The organism is Natronorubrum marinum (assembly GCF_052040125.1).
Taxonomy (GTDB): Archaea; Halobacteriota; Halobacteria; order Halobacteriales; family Natrialbaceae; genus Natronorubrum.
The window spans coordinates 174,846-194,220 of the sequence record NZ_JBPPFV010000001.1; the positions used below are offsets into that span (position 1 = coordinate 174,846).

Genomic DNA, 19,375 nt, shown 5'->3' on the forward strand with positions numbered 1-19,375 from the left:
TGTTACTATCCGGAACTGACGACGATTCGACCGGTGCAATCAACTCGCCGAGCGACGAGAGGGACGTATGGACGTCGTCGAGTTGACCCGCGACCTCGTCTCGATCCCGAGCCACGAGGACGAGACGGCCGCGGGCGACTACATCGAGGAGTGGCTCCGGGCCGAAACCGACGCCGACGTGCGGCGAGACGAGGTGGGCAACGTGATCGCCAGAACGGGAACCGGCGAGGAAGCACACGCCGAGGGGAAAACGCTGGCGCTCGTCGGCCACCACGATGTCGTCGCGCCCGCGGCGTCGCAGGTGGACGAGGACGGCGCGTACGTCCTCGAGCGACGAGACGGCCGACTGTACGGTCGGGGCACGGCGGACATGAAAGGCGCCGTCGCGGCCGCGATGCTCGCGTTTCGCGACGCCGAACTCGCGCTCTCGGACGTCGATGGCGTCGGCGGCGGCGACGATTCGGCCGCGGACGCGCTCGTCTTTGCAAGTTTCGTCGGCGAGGAGGTCGGCGGCGTCGGCGCGCGCCACGCCATCGAGCGCGGTTTCGTGCCCGATTACGCCATCGTCGGCGAGGGATCGACCGACTACTCCAAGCCGGGTGTCACCGACGTCGTCGTCGCCCACAAGGGCCGCCGCGGGAGCACGATCATCGCTCGCGGAACCGCGGCCCACGCCAGCGAGGTCGACGCCGGCGAGAACGCCATCTACCGGGCGACCGACGCCGTCGATATCGTTCGCGACCTCGAGGCTCCCTCTGTCGACGTCGCGGGCGAAACCCTCGAGGGCAGCCTCGTCGTCACCGAAATCGACGGCGGGACGGCGATGAACGTGATCCCCGAGCGCTGTACCCTGACGGTCGACGAGCGAACAGTGCCGGGCGAGCGAGCGGCGCTCGAGCGCGTCGAGTCCATCGACGGCGTGGAGTGGATCGTCGATCAGGACCTGCCGCCGATGCGGTGTGACGACGAGGCGTTCGCCGAGCGGGTGCTCGAGGCCGCTGCCGAAGCACAGATGGGGTCGCCGGAGTTGGTGACGAAACCCCACGCGACCGACGCGGGGTGGCTCGCCGAGGCCGGCACCGAGTGCGTGATCTACGGCGCCTCAGAGCCCGGCGAGGCCCACACGAAAGCTGAGAGCGTCTCGCTCGAGGTGCTCGAGCGGTGCCGGGAGACGTATCGACGGGTGGCGACGATGTGGCTCGAGTGACAGTTGATAAAAGGGGCGGATGCTCCGTCGAGCAGTTCACCGCCGGATCGGGCGTAGCCCGTGATGTCGGTCTTTTCAACGCAAAAGGTACGTCTACACTCCGGGGACGCCGACGGCCTCGAAGCCGGTGATTCCGACCGCGGCAAGTGCGTACAGTACGATCAGGACGGTCACCCAGGCGAGCAGCCCGATCATCGCTGCCGCGGTCCAGTCGCCGGGGTACCGGAAGTTGATCACCGCGATGTACGCGAGCAGGGCCAGGAGCGGCCCCAGAAGGGGTATCCACCCCACGAAGAAGCCGACGACGGCCCATATCACCGCCCCGATCAGCGCGGTGACGATCGCGTGGTCGTAGTCGCCGGCGCCCACGATGACGCGCGCGCCGACGTAGATACCCAGTGCTCCGATCAACAGGCTGGCGAGGAAGACGATCGCTGATGCGACTACCATATCATCGTGATACACGTCAGATAGCCCGAATAGCCCACTGCTTGCGAGTTCCACACCGCTATCATGGGTGTGCGATTTCCGGCTGAAGACCTCTTGCAGGTGCCACGTTACGGGTCTCCGGACTATCTCCGAACGCGAGGTTTTCCGGGTGTCGACTCGAGACCGCCGACGGAATCCGATTCGGCGAGACCGACGGACGTCTCCGCCTGCGAGGCGACCACCGGAACCACGACGTTGATACGACGCCCGTGCGTACGAGGCCCCAATGGCGACCGATCAGGCTCAGAGCGAGGCGGCTACGAGCGACACCTACGAGGAGTTCGAGCAGCGCGTGCGGCGAATTTCGAACGTATCGAACGCGGCCGGCATCCTGCAGTGGGACCAGGAGGTCGTGATGCCCGAAGAGGGGACCCCTGCCCGAGCGCAGCAGCTCTCGGCGCTCTCTTCGATCGGTCACGAACTCCTGACCGACAACGAGACCGGCGAGTTGCTCGAGGAACTGGAGTCCGCCGACCTGTCCGACAAGCAGGCAGCCGTCGTCCGCGAGGTCCGCCGGCGGTACGACCGTGAGACCAGCGTTCCGCAGGAACTCGTCGAGGAAATCTCGGAGACGACGGCCAATGCCCACCCGACGTGGAAGCAGGCCAAGGAGGAAGACGACTTCGAGCAGTTCGCGCCCACGCTCGAGAAACTGGTCGAACTCAAGCGAGAGTACGCGAACCACATCGACCCCGACGCCGACCCCTACGAGGTGCTCTTCTCGGACTACGAGCCGTACCTCGACCTCGAGACGGCCGAGCGCGTGCTCGAGAAGCTACGCGACGAACTCGTGCCGCTGATCGACGCGATCGACGAGAGCGATGCGGAGATCGAGACCGACGCCTTCGCGGGCACGTTCGAGGACGACGATCAGGAGGCCCTCGCGCGGGACGTCCTCGACTCGCTGGGGTACGACTGGGGTCGCGGCCGACTGGATACGGCACCCCACCCCTTCTCCTCGGGCACGCAGTTCGACGCTCGCGTGACGACCCGCTTCGAGGAGGACGACCTGCTGGGTTCGATCACCTCGACGATCCACGAGTTCGGCCACGCCAACTACACCCTCGGACTGCCCGACGAGGGCTACGGAACGCCGCTGGGCGAGGCACGGGACCTCTCGGTCCACGAGTCCCAGTCGCGACTCTGGGAGAACCACGTCGGCCGCTCCCGGCCCTTCTGGGAGCACTTCCTCCCGATCGCCCGCGAGCGCTTCCCGAGCCTCGAGGACGTCTCCCCCGAAGCGGCCTACGAGGCCGCCAACCAGGTCCACGACGACAACCTCATCCGGGTCGAAGCGGACGAACTCACCTACCACCTTCACATCGTCATCCGGTTCGAGATCGAACGCGACCTGATCTCGGGCGACCTCGCGGTCGAAGACGTGCCCGAGGTCTGGAACGACAAGTACGAGGAGTACCTCGGCGTCCGCCCCGAAACCGACGCGGAGGGCTGCCTGCAGGACATCCACTGGTCCCACGGCTCCTTCGGCTACTTCTCGACGTACTCGCTGGGCTCGGTGCTCGCGGCGCAGCTCTACGCCGCCGCCGAGGACGACCTCGGAGCGTTGGACGACGATATTCGAGCGGGCGAGTTCGGCGAACTCAACGGCTGGCTCCGCGAGAACGTCCACCAACACGGCAAGCAGTTCACCACGCCCGAACTGATCGAGCGTGCGACCGGCGAGGAGTACACGGCCGAGTACTTCCTCGAGTACGTGACATCGAAGTACGGCGAGCTGTACGACCTCGAGGAGTACTAAACGCGGGACCGGAGTTCCGCAACCCGCGTTTTTTAGGACTCGGTGGCCGTCTCCTCCGTACATGATCGACACGTCACTCGAGGGCAACACCGCCATCGTCACCGGCGCGAGTTCGGGCATCGGCGCGGCGACCTGTCGCGCGTTCGCGGCCGAGGGAGCGAACGTGGTCCTCGCGGCCCGCAGCGAGGACGAACTGACGAGCCTCGCCGACGAACTCGAGACCGAACACGATGTCGAGACGCTGGTCGTCCCGACGAACGTCCGCGAGGAGGACGCGGTCGACCAGCTGATCGAGGAGACCGTCGACGCATTCGGCGGGATCGACGTGCTGGTGAACAACGCGGGGCTCTCGCGGGGAAGCGATGTCGAGTCGATGAGCACCGACGACTACGAGACGATGCAGGAGACCAACGTCGACGGCCTCTTCTACGCGACGCGGGCCGCGATCCCGCACGTTCGCGAGACGGACGGTCACCTCGTCTTCGTCGGGAGCTTCGCGGGGCAGTTCCCCCGATCGTTCAACCCCGTCTACGCCGCCACGAAGTGGTGGACCCGCGGCTTCGCCAAGAGCGTCGCCGCGCAGGTCGGCGACGACGATATCGGCGTCTCGATTATCAACCCCGCGGAGGTCCGATCGGAGTTCGAGGCGGCCGACGGGACGACGTTCGAGGAACACTTCGACGAGGGCGAGGCCAGCGAACCCGAGGAGGTCGCCGAGGCAATCCTCTTCGCCGCGAGTCGGGAGGGCTCGAGCGTCAGCGAGATCGACGTCAATCGCCGGGACAAGTTCGCCGACGGCTTTTGACGCGGCCGCCGCTTGGAACCGCGAGTGCGGTTAAAACGCAGCCGGCGCGTGCCGGGTGCAGACTCACCCGTAATCGCCGCCATAACTCGCGTATGCGTGTTTCCATCCCGGGGGTTCCCGGCGTCTACTACGACACCGATTCGGGGTCGTCGGCGATCGGCGTGGCCATGACGGCCGCCGGCCGAAAGGTACCGAAACCGAAAGGGTACGCCATCCAGCTGTTGCCCTATCTCTGGTCGTTCGACGTCGACCTGCACGAGGTTCCCAACGACCATCCGATCCAGTACCTCCACCCCGAAGGGGCCCAGAGCCTCGGCGAACTCTCGCCAGAGCGCGGCGTGCGAGAGGCGGGAACCGAACTCGAGTCGGTGCTCCGGTTCGTCTGGTCGGTCAACCAGGAGATCGAATCGACGACCAACCGGCTGATCGGTCGCCGCGAGGACCACGACGGGGTCGTTATCGACATTCAGGACGGCAGCGTCGGCGTCGGCGGCGAGGAACTCCACACCGACGAGTTTGATATCGAAGACGGTGAGGCGAATGAGACCGAGATCGACATCAAGGAGGAGTCAGTGGGCGAGACGGACGTCGATCCGGACGACGAATCGATCGGTCTCGATCACTCGACCAACGACGTCGATATCGAGGACACCGATACCGACGATTTCGAGCCGGACGAGCCGTGATCGTCGACAGCTACCCTTTTGTTCGCGGAGGATAGCTCCCGCTCACCGCGGGAGGAACCGCAAAAACGGGCGTCTCGAGTCCGAGTCTCTTACGCGCCCGCGGACTCGAGGGCGTCTTCGATGTCGTCGCGCTGGGTGACGCCGACGAAGCGCTCGACGATGCCGTCGTCGTTCTCGATGATGAGCGTCGGCAGCGATCGAACTTGGTACTCGTTGGCGATATCCTGTTGCTCGTCCACGTTTACTTTCTCGACTTCGAATCGGCCCTCCCAGTCGTCCTCGAGCTCCTCGAGGATCGGGTCCTGGGTCTTGCAGGGGCCACACCAGTCTGCGTAGAAGTCCTTCAGTGTGACAGTCATCGGTTCATCGCTAGTTCCAACGCGCCGCGCATAAGGGTTTCCCACCGGTTGTGAATTGCCGCAATCGGAGGCGTGAATCGCGGGGGTGTACCGCGCCCGGTAGCTGCTGGATTCGACAAGCACAGAGACCCACGAAACAGTCGACCCCCGCGTCCGTTGCCGTGTGGCCGGTCGCGAAGCGGATCGATCGAGTAGCGACGGATCGGTCGGAATCAGTCGTATCGAATCCGGCGTCGAAACGGACGGACTATGCTCTTGACGCCAATGTCGAACCGTGACCGTCCGCGAGTGCGAAACATACCGCGTACCGTTTCGACCGCATCGGCTCGAGATCACAAAATCATACGAAATATGACTGTTATTAGATTACCTTTCTATTCAATCATATTTGGCAAGGATTCTGGTTCGATCTCTTCGAGATGATATGTCGTCCTGGAATCGAATGAATGAACCATTAGAAACCCTTGAAAAGGCTGATCAACCGATCTAGCAGAGATGGCCGACTCGTTTTCGAGGACGTCGGCGGGAACGACTACTGAGCAAACGCTAACGACACTACCTCGTGTTTTCGACGGACAAATCGAACATAGTGGGTCCTAATACGAGTCTTCGAGGAACTATTGATTAGCATTCGGTGATTCTTTATCGGTTGTCGCTTGAGTGACAATCGGTGCACGTAAATTAAAAGGACAGATTTAATTCTATATCAGACAGGCGATGGAAGCGTCCGTACGACGCGATCCAATTTGCTGGACGAGGTGTACGGTGACTGCAGGTCGAAGGCCCACGGACGAACAGTCGCTGACGGTCTCGACCCGTCTGCGACCGAGATCGCGTTCACGACGAGTGCTGGCGCTCGAACGCGTGGGCGCTCGAGAGCACCGTCGCGTCGGCGAAGCGCTCGCCGATCAGCATGAGTCCGACCGGGAGGTCGTTCGCCCGCCCCGCGGGCACCGAGATGGCCGGATGGCCGGTCACGTCGAACGGCGACGTATTGTGCAGCATGTTGAGCGCGCGGTCGATCGCCTCGAGGCGCGTGATCGACTCGTCGACTTCGTGGGCGGTCTGGGGCGTCGTCGGCATCGCGAGGATGTCGACGTCCTCGAGGGCCTCGTCGTAGGCGTCGGCCAACTGTCGGCCGAGGTTCTTCGCCTTCGCGTAGTACTGACCGCGGTACTCCTCGGAGAGGTACTCGCCGAGCACGAGCGTGAGTTTCAGCGTCGTCAGGTAATCGTCAGCGTGGGCCCGGCGCGCCCGTCCGAACGCGTTCGCCAGTTGGGTGTCGTAGAACCCCTTCCCGTAGTGGCCGATGCACTCGGCGTCGACCGTCGCGGCCGTCTCCTCCGTCGCGATGGCGTTCCATATCGTGAGTCCGTCGACGTGCATCGGGACGGACACCTCCGTCACCGTCGCACCGGCGGCTTCGAACTCGGTGAGCGCGTCGCGAACGGCGTCGTCGGCCGCGGGTTCGCTCACGTCGTGTCCGAACCCCTCCTCGACGACGCCGACGGTCACGTCGGACGGGTCCTCCGAGAGCGCCCCCGTGTAGTCGTCGGTCGGAACGGCACCCTGTCGGGGATCGAGATCGTCTTTGCCGGCGATCACGTCCAGTACGCGCGCACAGTCCTCGACGGTGGAACACATCGGCCCCGCGTGATCGAACGAGCGACCGAGCCCTGCGATTCCGGTGTAGGGAACCAGTCCGTGGGTGGGCTTGTGGCCGACGATTCCGCTCCACGCGGCGGGAATGCGAACCGAGCCGCCCTGATCGCCGCCGATGGCAACGTCGACGTCGCCGTTGCCGACGGCCGCGGCCGATCCCGACGAGGAACCGCCCGCGATGTGATCCGAATCGACGGGATTCAGTACCGGCCCGGTCGCGGAGAGTTCGCCGCTCCCCGAAAACGCCATGTCCTCCATGTTCAGCTTCCCGGTGATGGTCGCGCCGGCGTCGAGCAGTCGGTCGACGATCGTCGCGTCCGTCGACGGCACGTAGCCCTCGAAGAGCTTCGACCCGAGCGTCATCTCGACGCCAGCGACGTTGATATTGTCCTTGAGTCCGACATCGTAGCCCTCGAGCGGGCCGTTCTCGGCTCCTCGTACCTCGCACTTGGTGACGAACGCGTTGAGCGGATCCTCGTCGCGCCCCGGTTTGTAGCCGGGGTCGCGGTCGGTGTACTCGACTCGAGGACGCGGATCCGGAAGCTCGTCCAGTCGTTCGTAGCCGGCCAGCGTCTCGACGATCGCGGCTTCGAACGCCTCGACTTCCTCGTCGGAGAGGTCGATGTGGTGGTGGGCCGCGTACGCGCGGATCTCTTCCGGTGTCGGCGGTTGGACGTTCGGTGGTAACTCGGACATCCTACTGTGACGGTCGATAACAAGGAACAAAAAGATTCACGGCGACGCCATCTCGAGCGACGGCGAGACGAATCGACCGCTTCCGCTCGGATCCACCGACTGCTCCCGCTCAGATTCGGCCGTGGTGTCTGAGATACCCCTCCGTGAGCAGCTTCGCGAAGAAGGACTCGACCACCGGATCGTACGGCGGCGAGAGCTCGAGCAGATCCTCGGCGACGGCCCGTTTCGTCTCCTCGAGCGAGTCGGTCTCCTCGAACAGCTCGAGGATCCGTTCGTCGTAGCGGTGTAGTTCGGTTCTCGCCGTCTCGAACGCCTTTTCCGGGTCGTGCGGCCAGACGCCGAAGTGCGGGAAGATGATTCGATCGGGGTCGAGCGTCTCGAGTCGATCGATCGTCTCCGCGATCACGTCGACGTCGAAGTTGGGGAGCGTCGCCGGCGGGAGCCACTGCTCGGCCCGCCCGAAGTAGATCCCGAGACACTCGGCGGCGAACAGGAGGTTCCGTTCGGGATTCCAGACCGCGAGGTGGTCGGGGGAGTGTCCCGGCGCGTGGATCAACTCGAGGCTGTTCGCGCCGATATCGATCGTCGTCCCCTCGTTCGGGACGCCGACGACGTTCTCCGCGGGGACGGGTCCCTGTTCGCCCATCGAATCGAAGTGGTCTCCCATCGCTTGCCTGCTGCTCTCGATCAGTCCCGCGGGGTTCTCGAGGTGCGGCGCGGTCGAGTTGTGGATGTAAACGTCGCAGTCGGGCGCGGCGTCGACGAGCGCGCTCGCGGCGCCGGTGTGGTCGACGTGCACGTGCGAGAGGACGACGTTCGACAGGTCGGCCGGCGAGACGCCACACGCCTCGAGGCCGTCCAGGAGGTCGTCGGCGGTGGCGGCCACGCCCGCGTCGACCAGCGTCGGCTCGTCGTCGTCGAAGCAGTAGACGGAGGCGACCTCCGAGTCGAACAGCCCCACGTCGATTCCGTACACTCCCTCGGTAACGGTGAACACGGTCATACGATAGCTGTTCGGCCGAGTCGCAAATCCGTTTCGGTGGTCCTCGGCACGTCCCGCGCTCAGAAGTCTATTTCGGCCTGTCCGGTCTTACACACGAAGAACGTCAGGTCGCCCCGGAAGACGACGGTCTCATCCTGGGTCGTCATCACCGTCTCAAAGACGACCAGCCCCACGTCGTCGCGGCTCTCCAGCGCTCTCGCCTCCACGACCTCGATCTCGACCGAAAGGGTGTCGCCGATGGAGGCGGGATTCGGCAGTTCCATGGAGTCCATGCCGAGGAACGCGTAAGCTGTTCGCTCGAGGATGCCGATGCTCATGAGCATCCCGAGCGCGTAGTTGAACGTCATCGCGCCGTGGGCGATCCGCTCGCCGAAGTCGCGTTCCGCGGCGAACTCGGCGTTCGTGTGGAGTTCGTTCCAGTCGCCGGTCAGCGCCGCCTGCATCGTCACGTCGGTCTCGGTGATCGTTCGACCGGGGCTCCGGAACGTCTGCCCCTCCTCGAACGCCTCGAAGTGGTGTGGCTCGTAGCTGTAGGCCATACCGGCACCTCTTCGACGACCCACAAATACCTTGTCGCGATCGGTCACCCGCCGAAGACGAGACGGGACGAGGCGGGACGAGACGAAATGGGACGACACGAGAGTCGTGTGTTCGAGAGTGAAACCCGCAAGCGGCACCCTCGAGACCGAACCGAACGGAGCCGACGCGTTCGTGAAGAGGAACAGCTATAGGCCGATCGACTGAACACGTCTAGCATGGAGTTTCGATTCACCGACGAGCAGCGACAGATCGTCGAGATGGTCGCGGAGTTCGTCGACGACGAGGTCGTCCCGATCGCCGACGAGATCGACCACGAGGACGAGTTCCCCCGCGAACTCGTCGACGAACTCGCCGAACTCGGGCTGATGGGGATGCCGTTCCCCGAGGAGTACGGCGGCGCTGGACTGGACTACCACGCCTATCCGGCGGCCCTCGAGGAGATTTCGCGCGGCTCGGGCGGTCTCGGAACGATCGTCGCCGCCCACATCTCGCTGGCGGGGAACATGCTCTACGAGTTCGGCAACGAATCCCAGAAGGAGGAGTATCTGACACCGGTCGCCGAGGGGACGGATATCGGCGCGTTCGCGCTCTCCGAAGCCGGAGCCGGCAGCGACGTGCCCGCGATGGATACGGTCGCCGAACGCGACGGCGACGGCTACCGGATCAACGGCGGCAAACTTTGGATCTCGAACGGTTCGGTCGCGGATACAGTCACGCTGTTCGCAAAGACCGACCGAGACGCGGGAAGTAAGGGTATCTCCTCGTTCGTCGTTCGCCCGGAGGAGGACGACGGCTTCATCGTCGAGGGGACGGAGGACAAACTCGGCGACAAAGGGTGTCCGACCGCCGAACTCCGCTTCGACGACCTCTGGATCCCCGAGGATCGTCGACTGGGCGAAGAAGGCGAGGGATTCGTCCAGGCGCTGAAGACGCTCAACGGCGGGCGTATCACCATCGCCGCCCGGTCGATTGGAATCGCACAGGCAGCCTTAGACGAGGCCACGACGTACAGCCAGGATCGGGAGCAGTTCGACCAGCCGATTTCGGACTTCCAGGCGATTCAGCACAAACTGGCCGACATGGATACGAAGACGCGCGCCGCGCGACTGCTCATGCACGATGCCGCCGACAAGAAGATCCGCGGCGAGAACTTCATCAAGGAGGCCGCACAGGCGAAGCTGTACGCCAGCGAGATCTCGAGAGAGGTCGCCAACGAGGGAATCCAGATCCACGGCGGCTACGGCTACACGAAGGACTTCCCGGCCGAGCGATTCTACCGCGACGCGAAGCTTAACGAGATCTACGAGGGCACGAGCGAAGTGCTCCGAAACACGATCGCCGCGAAGTTACTGGACTGACGAGAGCTCGCCGTCTCCGTTTTTCGTTCGATAGGTCGGTGGACCGAACAATTCTGGTGAAGTACAATCCGACTGGACGAATGCTACGCGTCTTCCGTCTCGAGTTCGTCGAGACAGTCCTCGACGGGATCGAGCAACTCGCCGGCGATCGAGTAGGGGTCGGTCTCGCCCTGCCGCACCGATTCGGCGAGGTCGTCGATCCCGCCGCGCTCGGCGAGTCGCTCCTCGAGTAGGGCGTGGACGTCCTCGCGCAAGAGTGTCCGAATTTCCTCGGCGTAGCGGCCGCGGACCTGCTCGGCGTGCTCGCCGGAGTCGACGAGGTAGGTGCGGTGATTAGCGAACTCGCTGATGAGGTCGTCGACGCCTTTGCCCTTCGTGGCGACGGTTTCGACTATGGGGGTCGTCCAGCCCGTCACCTCCTCGGCGTCCTCAACTTCGCCGTCCCAGTCGTCGTGAGCGTCGATGACCTCCTGGCTGTGGTGGCCGCCGCCGCCGCTCATCCCACCGCCGTCGCCGAGTTGGATCATATCTCGCAGTTCCTGGACCGTTCGATCCGAGCCGGGACGATCCGCCTTGTTGACGACGAAAACGTCGGCTATCTCGAGAATGCCGGCCTTCAAGGTCTGAATGTCGTCACCCGACCCCGGCGGGACGAGGACGGCGACAGTATCAGCCGTGCGGACGATGTCGATCTCGTTTTGGCCGGCGCCGACGGTCTCGATGATGATCTTGTCCTTGCCGAAGGCGTCCATCGCCTTGACGGCGTCCGCCGTGGCCGTCGAGAGCCCGCCGAGGGTGCCGCGGGCGCTCATCGATCTGACGAAGACGTCCATATCGCCCACGGTGGAGGCCATTCGGATGCGGTCGCCGAGAACGGCGCCACCCGTGAAGGGCGAGGAGGGATCGATTGCAATGACACCGACGGTCTCGCCGCGGTCGCGATAGGTTTCCGCGAGTTTGTCGACTAAGGTCGATTTCCCCGCCCCGGGACTGCCCGTGATCCCGATAACGTCGGCTCCGCCGGTGTGAGCGTATATTTCGGAGACGAGGTCCCGATAGCCCGGCGAGCGGTTCTCGATCTTCGATATCACTCGAGCCAGCGCGCGGTGTTCGCCCGCGAGTAAGGCCTCGAGTAGTTCCTCGTCGGAACTCATCGCTTGGGAGCGTTCTCGCGAACGAACTCGATCGTCTCCTCGATCGACGTTCCGGGACCGAAGATGGCCGCCACGCCATCGTCTCTGAGCGGTTGGCGGTCCTCCTCGGGAATCACGCCGCCGACGAGGACGAGCGTGTCCTCCTTCGCGCCGTACTCCTCGAGGCCGTCCATGATCTTTGGGACAAGCGTATCGTGAGCACCCGAGAGGATGGAGATGCCGAGGACGTCGACGTCCTCCTGGACGGCCGCCTGGACGATTTCGTCCGGTCCTTTGTGCAGTCCGGAGTAGATGACTTCGAAGCCGGCGTCGCGGAAGGCCCGCGCGATGACGTGGGCTCCGCGGTCGTGACCGTCGAGTCCGACTTTCGCAACCATACACCGGATACTTTGCTGATCGCTGCCAGCACTCATACCGCTGTGTTTCACGTATTCCCGTATGGTTCTATCGGAACGCTGGATGACATACAGCCCCGTTTCAGCAGTGAAAGTCGAGTTGGATCGTTCGTAGGGAGGGTCTCCCGAACCGGAGAAAAGGATTAATCTCCTAAGCGTGGTTGGTATTGTATGGCAATCCGCGAAGCAACCGTCGACGACATCGAGGCGATTCAGGACGTAGCACAGCAGTCGTGGACGCAGGACTATCCGAAGATTCTGAGCCGAGAGTCGCTTCAGGAGGGACTCGACGACTGGTACTCCGAGGAGCGGGTCCGAGATTCCATCGTCTGGGCGCGCGCACTCATGCTGGTCGTCGAGCAGGACGACGAAATCGTCGGCTTCGCCCACGGAGTTTGGGACAACGAGACCGAAGTCGGGAACATCCTCCGCGTCTACGTCGCCCCGAACGCTCGCGGCGAGGGGATCGGCGGCCGGCTACTCGAGGAAACGTGTCGCTCGCTCTTCGAGCAGGGCGTCGAGCAGGTCAACGCGATGGTGCTCGACGCGAACGAACTCGGCAAGGACTTCTACGGCGCGTTCGGCTTCGAACGGGACGACGTCGAGGCGGTGTCGATCGGCGAAGACACCTATCAGGAGTGTACGTACGTCCTCGAGCGCGAGTCGTACGCCAAAGAGATCGACGGTATCGCGTAGTCAACGAGGTCGTTCGCGCCGGCATCGATCCCGCTCAGACGGGCGAGAGCTCCTCCTGATAGGCGCCGTGGTGGTCCTCGAACACTTGCATGATCTCGCCCATCGAGACGTACGCTTTCACCGCGTCGACGATGTACGGCATGACGTTCTCCTCGTTATCGATGGCGTCCGACAGGGCCGACAGCGTCGCGTCGACCTCCTCGTCGTCGCGCTCGTCCTTGACGCGCTCGAGCCGGTTGAGCTGGCGATCGCGCGTCGTCTCGTCGATTTTGAGGATATCCGGCGAGGTGTCCTCCTCGATGGTGAACTTGTTGACGCCGACGACGACCTCCTCGCCGCGCTCGACGCGCTGTTGGTACTCGTAGCTCGCCTCGCCGATCTCGCGGTGGAAGTAGCCCTGCTGGATGCCGTCGAGCACGCCGTCGCGCACCGAGCCGTCGCCGATCTCCCTGATCTCCTCGATGTACCCCATGATTTCGGCTTCCATCTCGTTCGTGAGCTTCTCGATCGCGTAACTGCCGCCCATCGGATCGACGATGTCGGCCGCTCCGGACTCTTCCGCGATGATCTGCTGGGTGCGCAGGGCGACGCGGACGGCCTTCTCGCTGGGCAGCGCCAGCGCTTCGTCGAAGCTGTTCGTGTGCAGCGACTGCGTGCCGCCGAGAACGCCCGCGAGCGCCTGTATGGTGACGCGCGCGATGTTGTTCAGCGGCTGCTGGGCGGTCAGGGACTGTCCCGCAGTCTGCGTGTGGAACTTCAGTCGCTTCGACTCGGGGCGTTCCGCGTCGTACCACTCCTCCATCACGTTCGCGTAGATGCGACGCGACGCGCGGAACTTTGCGATCTCCTCGAAGATGGAGTTGTGGGAGTTGAAGAAAAAGGAGAGCAGCGGCGCGAACTCGTCGACCTCGAGCCCGCGGTCGAGGCAGTCCTCGACGTAGGCGAAGCCGTCGGCGAGCGTGAACGCGGCCTCCTGTGCGGCCGTCGAGCCGGCCTCGCGGATGTGGTAGCCCGAGATGGAGACGGGGTGGAACTTCGGCGTCTCGTCGACGGCGAACTCGATCGTGTCGGTGACGATCTTCAGCGACGGCCCCGGCGGAATCACCCACTCCTTCTGGGCGATAAACTCCTTGAGCATATCGTTCTGGAGGGTTCCGCGAACCTTGTCGCGGGGGACGCCCTGCTGGTCGGCCAGCGCGATGTACATCGCGTAGATGACCGCGGCGGAGGGGTTGATCGTGAACGACGTCGAGACCTGGTCGATATCGATTCCGTCGAAGAGAATCTCCATATCTGCGAGCGTGTCGACGGCGACGCCCTCCTTCCCGACTTCGCCCTCGCTCATCGGGTGGTCGGAATCGAGCCCCATCAGCGACGGCATGTCGAACGCCGTCGAGAGCCCAGTTTGGCCCTCGTCGATGAGGTAGTGGAATCGCTCGTTGGTCTCCTCAGCGGTCCCGAAGCCGGCGAACTGGCGCATCGTCCACGCCCGACCGCGGTACATCGTCGGATACGGTCCGCGCGTGTACGGCGGCTCGCCGGGGAAGCCGAGATCCGCCTCGACATCCAGATCGGCGATATCCTCCGGTGTGTAGAGACGATCGACTTCGTGGTTCGAGACCGTGGCGAATCGGTCCTTTCGCTCGCCGTGGCCCTCGAGTGCTGGCTCGAGCGTCTCCGCTTCCCACTGCTCCTGTTGCTCGCGGATGTCCTCGAGCTCGGTGTGGTCGAACATTAGTATGGATAACAGTGCCAAGATTCTAAAGTCTTGTTATCGGGACGCTGGAGGATCGCCGAGGTGCCGATATCGACGTCGTTGACTCTCGTTTCCGACGACTGGCTCCGTCGCCCAAATCGTTAAGTGCTGCTGACTCGATTGTCATATATGCACACGATTCTGCTCCCGATAGACGAGAGTGAAACGCGATCGCGGCGGGCGGCCAGAACCGTCATCGATCTTCCTGGCGGCCCCGAGGAGAAAGCGGTCCTCCTCCTCAACGTGTCCGAGGAGACGAAACAGCCCTGGTTACAGGAGTTCGAGAGCCAGCGGTCGGAGGGACGGGCTGAGCCCGAGTTACCGGCCAGCACCGAGGCGGCGCGAGCTCTTCTCGCGGAGGCCGGTATCGGCGTCGACACGCGGCTGGAGCGGGGCGATATCACCGAGGAGATTCTGGCGGTCGCCGAGGAGATCGACGCGGATAGCATCGTCATGAGCGGGCGAAAGAAGAGCGCGACCGGGAAGGTGCTCTTCGGCAGCGTCACCCAGTCAGTGTTGCTCAGCGCTGATCGGCCCGTCACCGTATTGATGAGCGACGACTGATACGGTCTGCTGTAACTTTTTACTGGTGCAACCGCGAGCCGTCCTGCGGTTGCACCGTCAATGACTGACAGTAGTCCGTATGACCGGTCCAAACTGTTTCTGCGGGCGAGTACGGCTCGAGACCGAGCCGGTGGCGCACGTTGAAGAACAGCGAGCGTCGGTGCAGCCGGGGTCGTCGCCGAACTCGACGTCGATCGCGAGAGCCAGCCGCAAAACGTGACGGGGATCGGTCCTCAGTCCGTCTTTCGGTACTCGGCCCAGCTGAACACGGCGAGCGTGATCCACCCGATGGCGATGATCACGGTCAACCGATTGTCGTTGTGGAGCGCGAGCGCCGCGGTACCGATACCGATGAGCAACCACGCCGCCGTCCCGGATTTAGATCCAAAGAGTTGCATAGTATAGCGCTGTGGATTACCAGGGCTGGATTCCCCACCAGAGGACCGGGAGCATGAGCACGGCGAGGACGATCAGCGGCATCGCGCTGTTAAAGCGCTTGGTGCCGTCGTCTGGGTAGCCGTGCATTTCGTTGATGAGCGAGGCGTTGTCTGCCGGTTTGACGTCGAGCGCACCGACCCGTTCGGCGACGAGCGAGACGACCACGAACGTGATGATCGACAGCGGGAACGCGATCATGATCGCGTCGATCCCGATGGCCGCCGTCAACCCTTCTCCGCCGGCCGTGATGCTGCCGAACGCGTGCGGTGAGAGCACAATAACGGTGACGAAGCCGACGACGCTCGAGGCAATCGCGCCGTAACGATTCACGCGGGCGGACCAGACGCCGAGGACGATAGTCGGCGTGATCGCGGCCGCACTGACCGCGAACGCCCACAGGATGCTCACGACGAGGAACGCGGGCGGGCTGAGCGCGATCAGCGCGATGACGAGACCGGCGGCGATGACGGACGCGTAGCCGAACTGCGTCTTGCGATCTTCGGTGATATCCAGTTCGAAGGCCTCGACGATGTCGTTCGCGACGGCCGCGCTGATGGCGAGCATGTGTCCGCTCACGGTCGAGAGCCCGCCGGCGATCGCCCCGGCGACGACGTAGCCGGTTACCGTATCGCCGTTGAACGCGAAGTTGAGATAGAAGATCATCTTGTCCAGGTCGGCGTCGGCGATCTCGTAGCCCTGGTTCTCGAGCCAGAAGACGCCGGCGAACGCGACGGAGTACATCGTCGCGAACATCAGCCCGGTCACGACGATGAACCAGAAGACGGTCTTGCGGCCGGCTTCGACGTCGCGGCTGGTGAAGATGCGCTGGGCGAGGTGGGGCATACCGATGGGGCCGAGCGCCATCGCGAGGAACATCGCGAAGTACCATCTGGTATCGAACGTCATGTCGAAGAAGTCGGGATTGGTCTCCTGCATCTGTGGGACGAGGTCACCGTAGCCGAGCGGCGGGAAGAACCAGCCGCTGGACCCGAGCTGGTTGAGGACGAACATCATCGGGATGAACGCCGCGGTGAGCATGATCCAGAACTGCAGAGCGGAGTTGTAGGAGACGCCCCACATCCCGGCGATGACGACGTATCCGGTCACCAGCGCTGCGATAGCGAACAGGGAGAGGGTGTAATCCCAGCCCAGCAGGACTTCGGTGATCTGTGCGAGACCGATGAACTGGCCCAGCGCGTACATGAGCATGACGAACACGATGAGCAAGGCCATAACCATCGACATCACGTTGCCGTATCGGTCCTTACAGAACGTCGCCGGGGTGTACGAGCCGAGTCGGCGGAGCGTCTGGCCGTACAGAATAACGATCAGCGGGATCGATAGCAGGAAGTTGGTCCAGACCGCCAGAAACGGTATCTGGACCGTGATCATCAACGCGACGACGCCCATGAACGTCGCCAGACTCTCCCACGTTGCGGAGATTGCGGAGCCGTTGACGAACGGACCGATGGTTCGACCGGCGACCATGTAGTCGTCCGTTCCCTGAATGTTCTTTTTCATGTAGTAGCTGATCCCGTAGTAGGCGACGAACGTCGCGCCGATGATCAGTATGGGAATCAGCAGTTCTCCGAACGTTTCCTGGAACGGGTATTCGCCGGCCTGTTGTAGGGGCTTAATCATCGTCATCACCCGGATCGGCCCCGACTTCGCTGGTCGTTCCGACGTCGGTCGTGGCCGCGTTCATCTGTTTTTTTTCTTCCATGATCGAGGTGGTCACGTACTGGTAGTACCCCCAGTACAGAACGAACATTGTCGCCGGCCCACCAGCCACCATCCAGAAGTAGTGGAACGGGAACCCGAGTACCGTGAAATCGGGGGTCCCAAACATGGTGAACCAGATTCCCGAGTGTATCACACCAATGAGTGCCAACGCAGCGATCAGTGATGCGAGTGCTTCCTTGGTATGAGTCTGCATACACTACTCCCCGTCATAATGTAACTATTAAACTCTTACGCATAGATGGACCTAGTACTCCCTTATATTCTCGAGAGAAGTCAGTTGACCGTGTCGATAACGTTGATTTAAATGTGGGACAGGTGAGACTACGTTACGCGGATTGGGATACCCGGCTGAACAGCATCAAAAATCAGGCAGTGTTCGCCACCGAAACGAACGTTTCCGTCTTAGCCCGCGAGTTCGTCCACGAGGTCGTGAAACGTCTCGACCACCAGATCCGGTTCGCTGCCGAACGGATCCCAGACTCCGTCCTGCCGGTCGATCCACACCCCTTGCATCCCCGCGTGCATCGCCCCTTGCACGTCGAAGGAGGGGCCCGCAACGTGGGCGATCGACTCGATCGGCGTTCCCGTCCGACTCGCCGCGTGACGGTAAATTTCGGCCGCGGGTTTGAACCGCCGAATCTCGTGGGCGCTGATCGTGTCGGCGACGACGGTCTCGATCCCCGCCGTCTCGACCATCGACTCGAGCATCTCTGGGTTGCCGTTCGAGACCACGTACACGTCGTAGCCGGCGTCCGTCAGCGTCTCGAGACCATCTCGAACGTCCTCGAACGGGTCGAGATCGTGGTACGTCGAGAGAATCTCCTCGATCGTCTCGGACGGCAGATCGACACCGTGGCTCTCGAGTGCAAACCGAAGGGCGTCGCGATTCATCTCGTAGAACGTCTGATACTCGTCGACGAAGTTGCCGACCATCGTGTACATGATCGAGCGACTGCGCCAGAGGTTCGAGATCGGTCGAATTTCGTCGACGTGTGCCTCGAGGGTCGCCTCGACGGAGCGAGGATCGACGAGCGTCCCGTACGAATCGACGGTGATCGTGTCGACGGCGGTCGGATCGAACGACATACGCTACCGGTTAGACGCCACGGCTGATATACGGTGGGGTGTGTTGTCGCGAGTCAATCACGTCGTCGAACGCGTCTCGATTCGAGCGTCTCCTCAGCCGTACGCGCGTCTCCCCGTCGCGTCGACCGTCGCCGCGTACACCGGCAGCGCCGGGACTACGGTCTCGATCGGTCCCCGGTTGAAGTCGCGAAACAGCGTCTGTAGCTCCGATATCGCCTCCTCGTCGATCCCCCGTCGGGCGAGCGACTCCGGCCCCAGTTCGGGGACGTACGCCGCCTCGTCGACGAACTCGGAGACCGCCGCTCGAGCGTCGTCGACGGCCGTCGAGAACGCGTCAGCCCGCAGAACCGGCTCGACGTCGTCCCACATCGGGGCCAGATAGCCGGGCCACTGCGCGAGGGTCCGGTAGATGCTCGGCAGGCCGTCCTCGAGGCCGTGAAACGACTGGATAGCCGAAACCGCGTCGTCCAGTTCGGTCGGCGTCTCGTCGAACGCGATCATCGTCGGCGGCCGCCCCCGGTCGGCGTCGAGCCACGGCGGAAGGGGTGCCGTCGCCTCGCGGGTAGGGTCTCGGTCGGTCCCGATCGGGTCGTCGTGGAGCCCTCGATCGACGAGTTCGAAGAGGACGGCGAGTCGGGGGGCGACGATATCGTAAGTCGCGAGCTGGCCCCGGAGTTCACCGTATTCGGCCGGCGAGACGTCGAGCTCTCCGCAGCGATATGTCGGTACGGTGGACTCGGACTCGAGCGCGGAGAGCACGGTGTCTCGATACGCGACCGATAGCCGGCCGAACCGAGCGGTTTCGAACACCGGCTTCACCTGTCCCCAGGCGTACCGACAGAACTCGGGGTAGTTCGCGATCGTCGTCCGAAAGATCCAGTTGACGATCGGCGCCCTGAACGTCCGTTTGATATCGTCGTAGAGTCCCCGTTTCCAGCCCGTCGCCTCGATCTCGTACAGCTGCTTGCTCGTATCCATA

General features: G+C 63.5%; 20 protein-coding genes. 7 read left to right on the top strand and 13 right to left on the bottom strand.

The features are described from left to right. The first annotated feature begins 67 nt into the window (after positions 1 to 67). Positions 68 to 1,207 carry a M20 family metallopeptidase gene (locus ACSFC5_RS00940; RefSeq protein ID WP_440763395.1) on the top strand — a complete coding sequence of 380 codons (1,140 nt, stop codon included), beginning with the start codon at positions 68 to 70 and terminating at the stop codon, positions 1,205 to 1,207. Between the two features lie 93 nt (positions 1,208 to 1,300). On the opposite strand, the gene ACSFC5_RS00945 is transcribed toward ACSFC5_RS00940, so the two are convergent. Beyond that, positions 1,301 to 1,657: a hypothetical protein gene (locus ACSFC5_RS00945; RefSeq protein WP_090311019.1), complete on the bottom strand. Its 357-nt coding sequence runs from the start codon at positions 1,655 to 1,657 to the stop codon at positions 1,301 to 1,303. A 265-nt stretch (positions 1,658 to 1,922) separates the two neighbouring features. Between ACSFC5_RS00945 and ACSFC5_RS00950 the strand changes: the two genes are divergently transcribed. From ACSFC5_RS00950 to ACSFC5_RS00960, 3 genes are all read left to right on the top strand, one after another. Next, complete coding sequence (locus ACSFC5_RS00950) at positions 1,923 to 3,455, top strand: carboxypeptidase M32 (protein WP_440763396.1); 1,533 nt, start codon at positions 1,923 to 1,925, stop codon at positions 3,453 to 3,455. Positions 3,456 to 3,516: 61 nt separating this feature from the next. After that, complete coding sequence (locus tag ACSFC5_RS00955; RefSeq protein ID WP_440763397.1) at positions 3,517 to 4,260, top strand: SDR family oxidoreductase; 744 nt, start codon at positions 3,517 to 3,519, stop codon at positions 4,258 to 4,260. Positions 4,261 to 4,352: 92 nt separating this feature from the next. Continuing rightward, complete coding sequence (locus ACSFC5_RS00960; protein ID WP_440763398.1) at positions 4,353 to 4,946, top strand: hypothetical protein; 594 nt, start codon at positions 4,353 to 4,355, stop codon at positions 4,944 to 4,946. Positions 4,947 to 5,035: 89 nt separating this feature from the next. Here ACSFC5_RS00960 and ACSFC5_RS00965 read toward each other — a convergent pair whose 3' ends face one another. The 4 genes from ACSFC5_RS00965 to ACSFC5_RS00980 all read right to left on the bottom strand — a co-directional run bounded on the left by ACSFC5_RS00965 (position 5,036) and on the right by ACSFC5_RS00980 (position 9,205). Next, on the bottom strand, positions 5,036 to 5,305 hold the full coding sequence (locus tag ACSFC5_RS00965; RefSeq protein ID WP_007110841.1) for a thioredoxin family protein: 270 nt from the start codon (positions 5,303 to 5,305) through the stop codon (positions 5,036 to 5,038). Positions 5,306 to 6,142: 837 nt separating this feature from the next. Beyond that, on the bottom strand, positions 6,143 to 7,663 hold the full coding sequence (locus tag ACSFC5_RS00970; protein WP_440763399.1) for an amidase: 1,521 nt from the start codon (positions 7,661 to 7,663) through the stop codon (positions 6,143 to 6,145). 109 nt (positions 7,664 to 7,772) lie between these two features. Further along, positions 7,773 to 8,666 (bottom strand): MBL fold metallo-hydrolase, encoded by an 894-nt coding sequence (locus tag ACSFC5_RS00975; RefSeq protein ID WP_440763400.1) that lies wholly within the window; start codon positions 8,664 to 8,666, stop codon positions 7,773 to 7,775. 59 nt (positions 8,667 to 8,725) lie between these two features. After that, a complete protein-coding gene (locus tag ACSFC5_RS00980) occupies positions 8,726 to 9,205 on the bottom strand; it encodes a MaoC/PaaZ C-terminal domain-containing protein (RefSeq protein ID WP_440763401.1) in 480 nt (159 codons plus the stop codon). Between the two features lie 216 nt (positions 9,206 to 9,421). On the opposite strand from ACSFC5_RS00980, the gene ACSFC5_RS00985 reads away from it, so the two are divergent. Continuing rightward, a complete protein-coding gene (locus tag ACSFC5_RS00985; protein WP_440763402.1) occupies positions 9,422 to 10,564 on the top strand; it encodes an acyl-CoA dehydrogenase in 1,143 nt (380 codons plus the stop codon). Between the two features lie 83 nt (positions 10,565 to 10,647). Here ACSFC5_RS00985 and meaB read toward each other — a convergent pair whose 3' ends face one another. Next, entirely contained in the window at positions 10,648 to 11,718 is a 1,071-nt protein-coding gene (gene meaB, locus ACSFC5_RS00990; RefSeq protein WP_440763403.1) for a methylmalonyl Co-A mutase-associated GTPase MeaB, read from the bottom strand. After that, complete coding sequence (locus ACSFC5_RS00995; protein ID WP_440763404.1) at positions 11,715 to 12,131, bottom strand: cobalamin B12-binding domain-containing protein; 417 nt, start codon at positions 12,129 to 12,131, stop codon at positions 11,715 to 11,717. Before ACSFC5_RS00995 ends, meaB begins: the two co-directional genes overlap by 4 nt. Before the next feature lie 153 nt (positions 12,132 to 12,284). On the opposite strand from ACSFC5_RS00995, the gene ACSFC5_RS01000 reads away from it, so the two are divergent. Continuing rightward, a complete protein-coding gene (locus ACSFC5_RS01000; RefSeq protein WP_440763405.1) occupies positions 12,285 to 12,809 on the top strand; it encodes a GNAT family N-acetyltransferase in 525 nt (174 codons plus the stop codon). 34 nt (positions 12,810 to 12,843) lie between these two features. On the opposite strand, the gene ACSFC5_RS01005 is transcribed toward ACSFC5_RS01000, so the two are convergent. Next, the gene (locus ACSFC5_RS01005) at positions 12,844 to 14,544 is read right to left on the bottom strand and encodes an acyl-CoA mutase large subunit family protein (protein WP_440763406.1); all 1,701 of its coding nucleotides are present in this window, start codon (positions 14,542 to 14,544) and stop codon (positions 12,844 to 12,846) included. 150 nt (positions 14,545 to 14,694) lie between these two features. Between ACSFC5_RS01005 and ACSFC5_RS01010 the strand changes: the two genes are divergently transcribed. Continuing rightward, positions 14,695 to 15,129, top strand: coding sequence for a universal stress protein (locus ACSFC5_RS01010; RefSeq protein ID WP_440763407.1), 435 nt, complete (start codon positions 14,695 to 14,697; stop codon positions 15,127 to 15,129). A 233-nt stretch (positions 15,130 to 15,362) separates the two neighbouring features. Here ACSFC5_RS01010 and ACSFC5_RS01015 read toward each other — a convergent pair whose 3' ends face one another. From ACSFC5_RS01015 to ACSFC5_RS01035, 5 genes are all read right to left on the bottom strand, one after another. Further along, positions 15,363 to 15,527, bottom strand: coding sequence for a hypothetical protein (locus tag ACSFC5_RS01015; RefSeq protein ID WP_440763408.1), 165 nt, complete (start codon positions 15,525 to 15,527; stop codon positions 15,363 to 15,365). Positions 15,528 to 15,543: 16 nt separating this feature from the next. Next, positions 15,544 to 17,208, bottom strand: a complete 1,665-nt coding sequence (locus ACSFC5_RS01020; RefSeq protein ID WP_440763409.1) for a sodium:solute symporter family protein — start codon at positions 17,206 to 17,208, stop codon at positions 15,544 to 15,546. Beyond that, a complete protein-coding gene (locus tag ACSFC5_RS01025; protein ID WP_440763410.1) occupies positions 17,201 to 17,503 on the bottom strand; it encodes a hypothetical protein in 303 nt (100 codons plus the stop codon). Before ACSFC5_RS01025 ends, ACSFC5_RS01020 begins: the two co-directional genes overlap by 8 nt. A gap of 209 nt (positions 17,504 to 17,712) precedes the next feature. Beyond that, entirely contained in the window at positions 17,713 to 18,396 is a 684-nt protein-coding gene (locus tag ACSFC5_RS01030; protein ID WP_440763411.1) for a haloacid dehalogenase type II, read from the bottom strand. Between the two features lie 93 nt (positions 18,397 to 18,489). Next, a complete protein-coding gene (locus ACSFC5_RS01035; protein WP_440763412.1) occupies positions 18,490 to 19,374 on the bottom strand; it encodes a halocarboxylic acid dehydrogenase DehI family protein in 885 nt (294 codons plus the stop codon). Between the last annotated feature and the right edge of the window lies 1 nt (position 19,375).

Excerpts from the sequence above, each read along its gene's own strand:
- ACSFC5_RS01025 (WP_440763410.1), bottom strand. The coding sequence starts at position 17,503 with ATGCAGACTCATACCAAGGAAGCACTCGCATCACTGATCGCTGCGTTG.
- ACSFC5_RS00955 (WP_440763397.1), top strand. The coding sequence starts at position 3,517 with ATGATCGACACGTCACTCGAGGGCAACACCGCCATCGTCACCGGCGCG.
- ACSFC5_RS01000 (WP_440763405.1), top strand. The coding sequence starts at position 12,285 with ATGGCAATCCGCGAAGCAACCGTCGACGACATCGAGGCGATTCAGGAC.
- ACSFC5_RS00965 (WP_007110841.1), bottom strand. The coding sequence starts at position 5,305 with ATGACTGTCACACTGAAGGACTTCTACGCAGACTGGTGTGGCCCCTGC.
- ACSFC5_RS00970 (WP_440763399.1), bottom strand. The coding sequence starts at position 7,663 with ATGTCCGAGTTACCACCGAACGTCCAACCGCCGACACCGGAAGAGATC.
- meaB (WP_440763403.1), bottom strand. The coding sequence starts at position 11,718 with ATGAGTTCCGACGAGGAACTACTCGAGGCCTTACTCGCGGGCGAACAC.
- ACSFC5_RS00980 (WP_440763401.1), bottom strand. The coding sequence starts at position 9,205 with ATGGCCTACAGCTACGAGCCACACCACTTCGAGGCGTTCGAGGAGGGG.
- ACSFC5_RS00985 (WP_440763402.1), top strand. The coding sequence starts at position 9,422 with ATGGAGTTTCGATTCACCGACGAGCAGCGACAGATCGTCGAGATGGTC.
- ACSFC5_RS00995 (WP_440763404.1), bottom strand. The coding sequence starts at position 12,131 with ATGAGTGCTGGCAGCGATCAGCAAAGTATCCGGTGTATGGTTGCGAAA.
- ACSFC5_RS00945 (WP_090311019.1), bottom strand. The coding sequence starts at position 1,657 with ATGGTAGTCGCATCAGCGATCGTCTTCCTCGCCAGCCTGTTGATCGGA.
- ACSFC5_RS00960 (WP_440763398.1), top strand. The coding sequence starts at position 4,353 with ATGCGTGTTTCCATCCCGGGGGTTCCCGGCGTCTACTACGACACCGAT.
- ACSFC5_RS01020 (WP_440763409.1), bottom strand. The coding sequence starts at position 17,208 with ATGATTAAGCCCCTACAACAGGCCGGCGAATACCCGTTCCAGGAAACG.
- ACSFC5_RS01030 (WP_440763411.1), bottom strand. The coding sequence starts at position 18,396 with ATGTCGTTCGATCCGACCGCCGTCGACACGATCACCGTCGATTCGTAC.
- ACSFC5_RS00940 (WP_440763395.1), top strand. The coding sequence starts at position 68 with ATGGACGTCGTCGAGTTGACCCGCGACCTCGTCTCGATCCCGAGCCAC.
- ACSFC5_RS01005 (WP_440763406.1), bottom strand. The coding sequence starts at position 14,544 with ATGTTCGACCACACCGAGCTCGAGGACATCCGCGAGCAACAGGAGCAG.
- ACSFC5_RS01015 (WP_440763408.1), bottom strand. The coding sequence starts at position 15,527 with ATGCAACTCTTTGGATCTAAATCCGGGACGGCGGCGTGGTTGCTCATC.
- ACSFC5_RS00950 (WP_440763396.1), top strand. The coding sequence starts at position 1,923 with ATGGCGACCGATCAGGCTCAGAGCGAGGCGGCTACGAGCGACACCTAC.
- ACSFC5_RS01035 (WP_440763412.1), bottom strand. The coding sequence starts at position 19,374 with ATGGATACGAGCAAGCAGCTGTACGAGATCGAGGCGACGGGCTGGAAA.
- ACSFC5_RS01010 (WP_440763407.1), top strand. The coding sequence starts at position 14,695 with ATGCACACGATTCTGCTCCCGATAGACGAGAGTGAAACGCGATCGCGG.
- ACSFC5_RS00975 (WP_440763400.1), bottom strand. The coding sequence starts at position 8,666 with ATGACCGTGTTCACCGTTACCGAGGGAGTGTACGGAATCGACGTGGGG.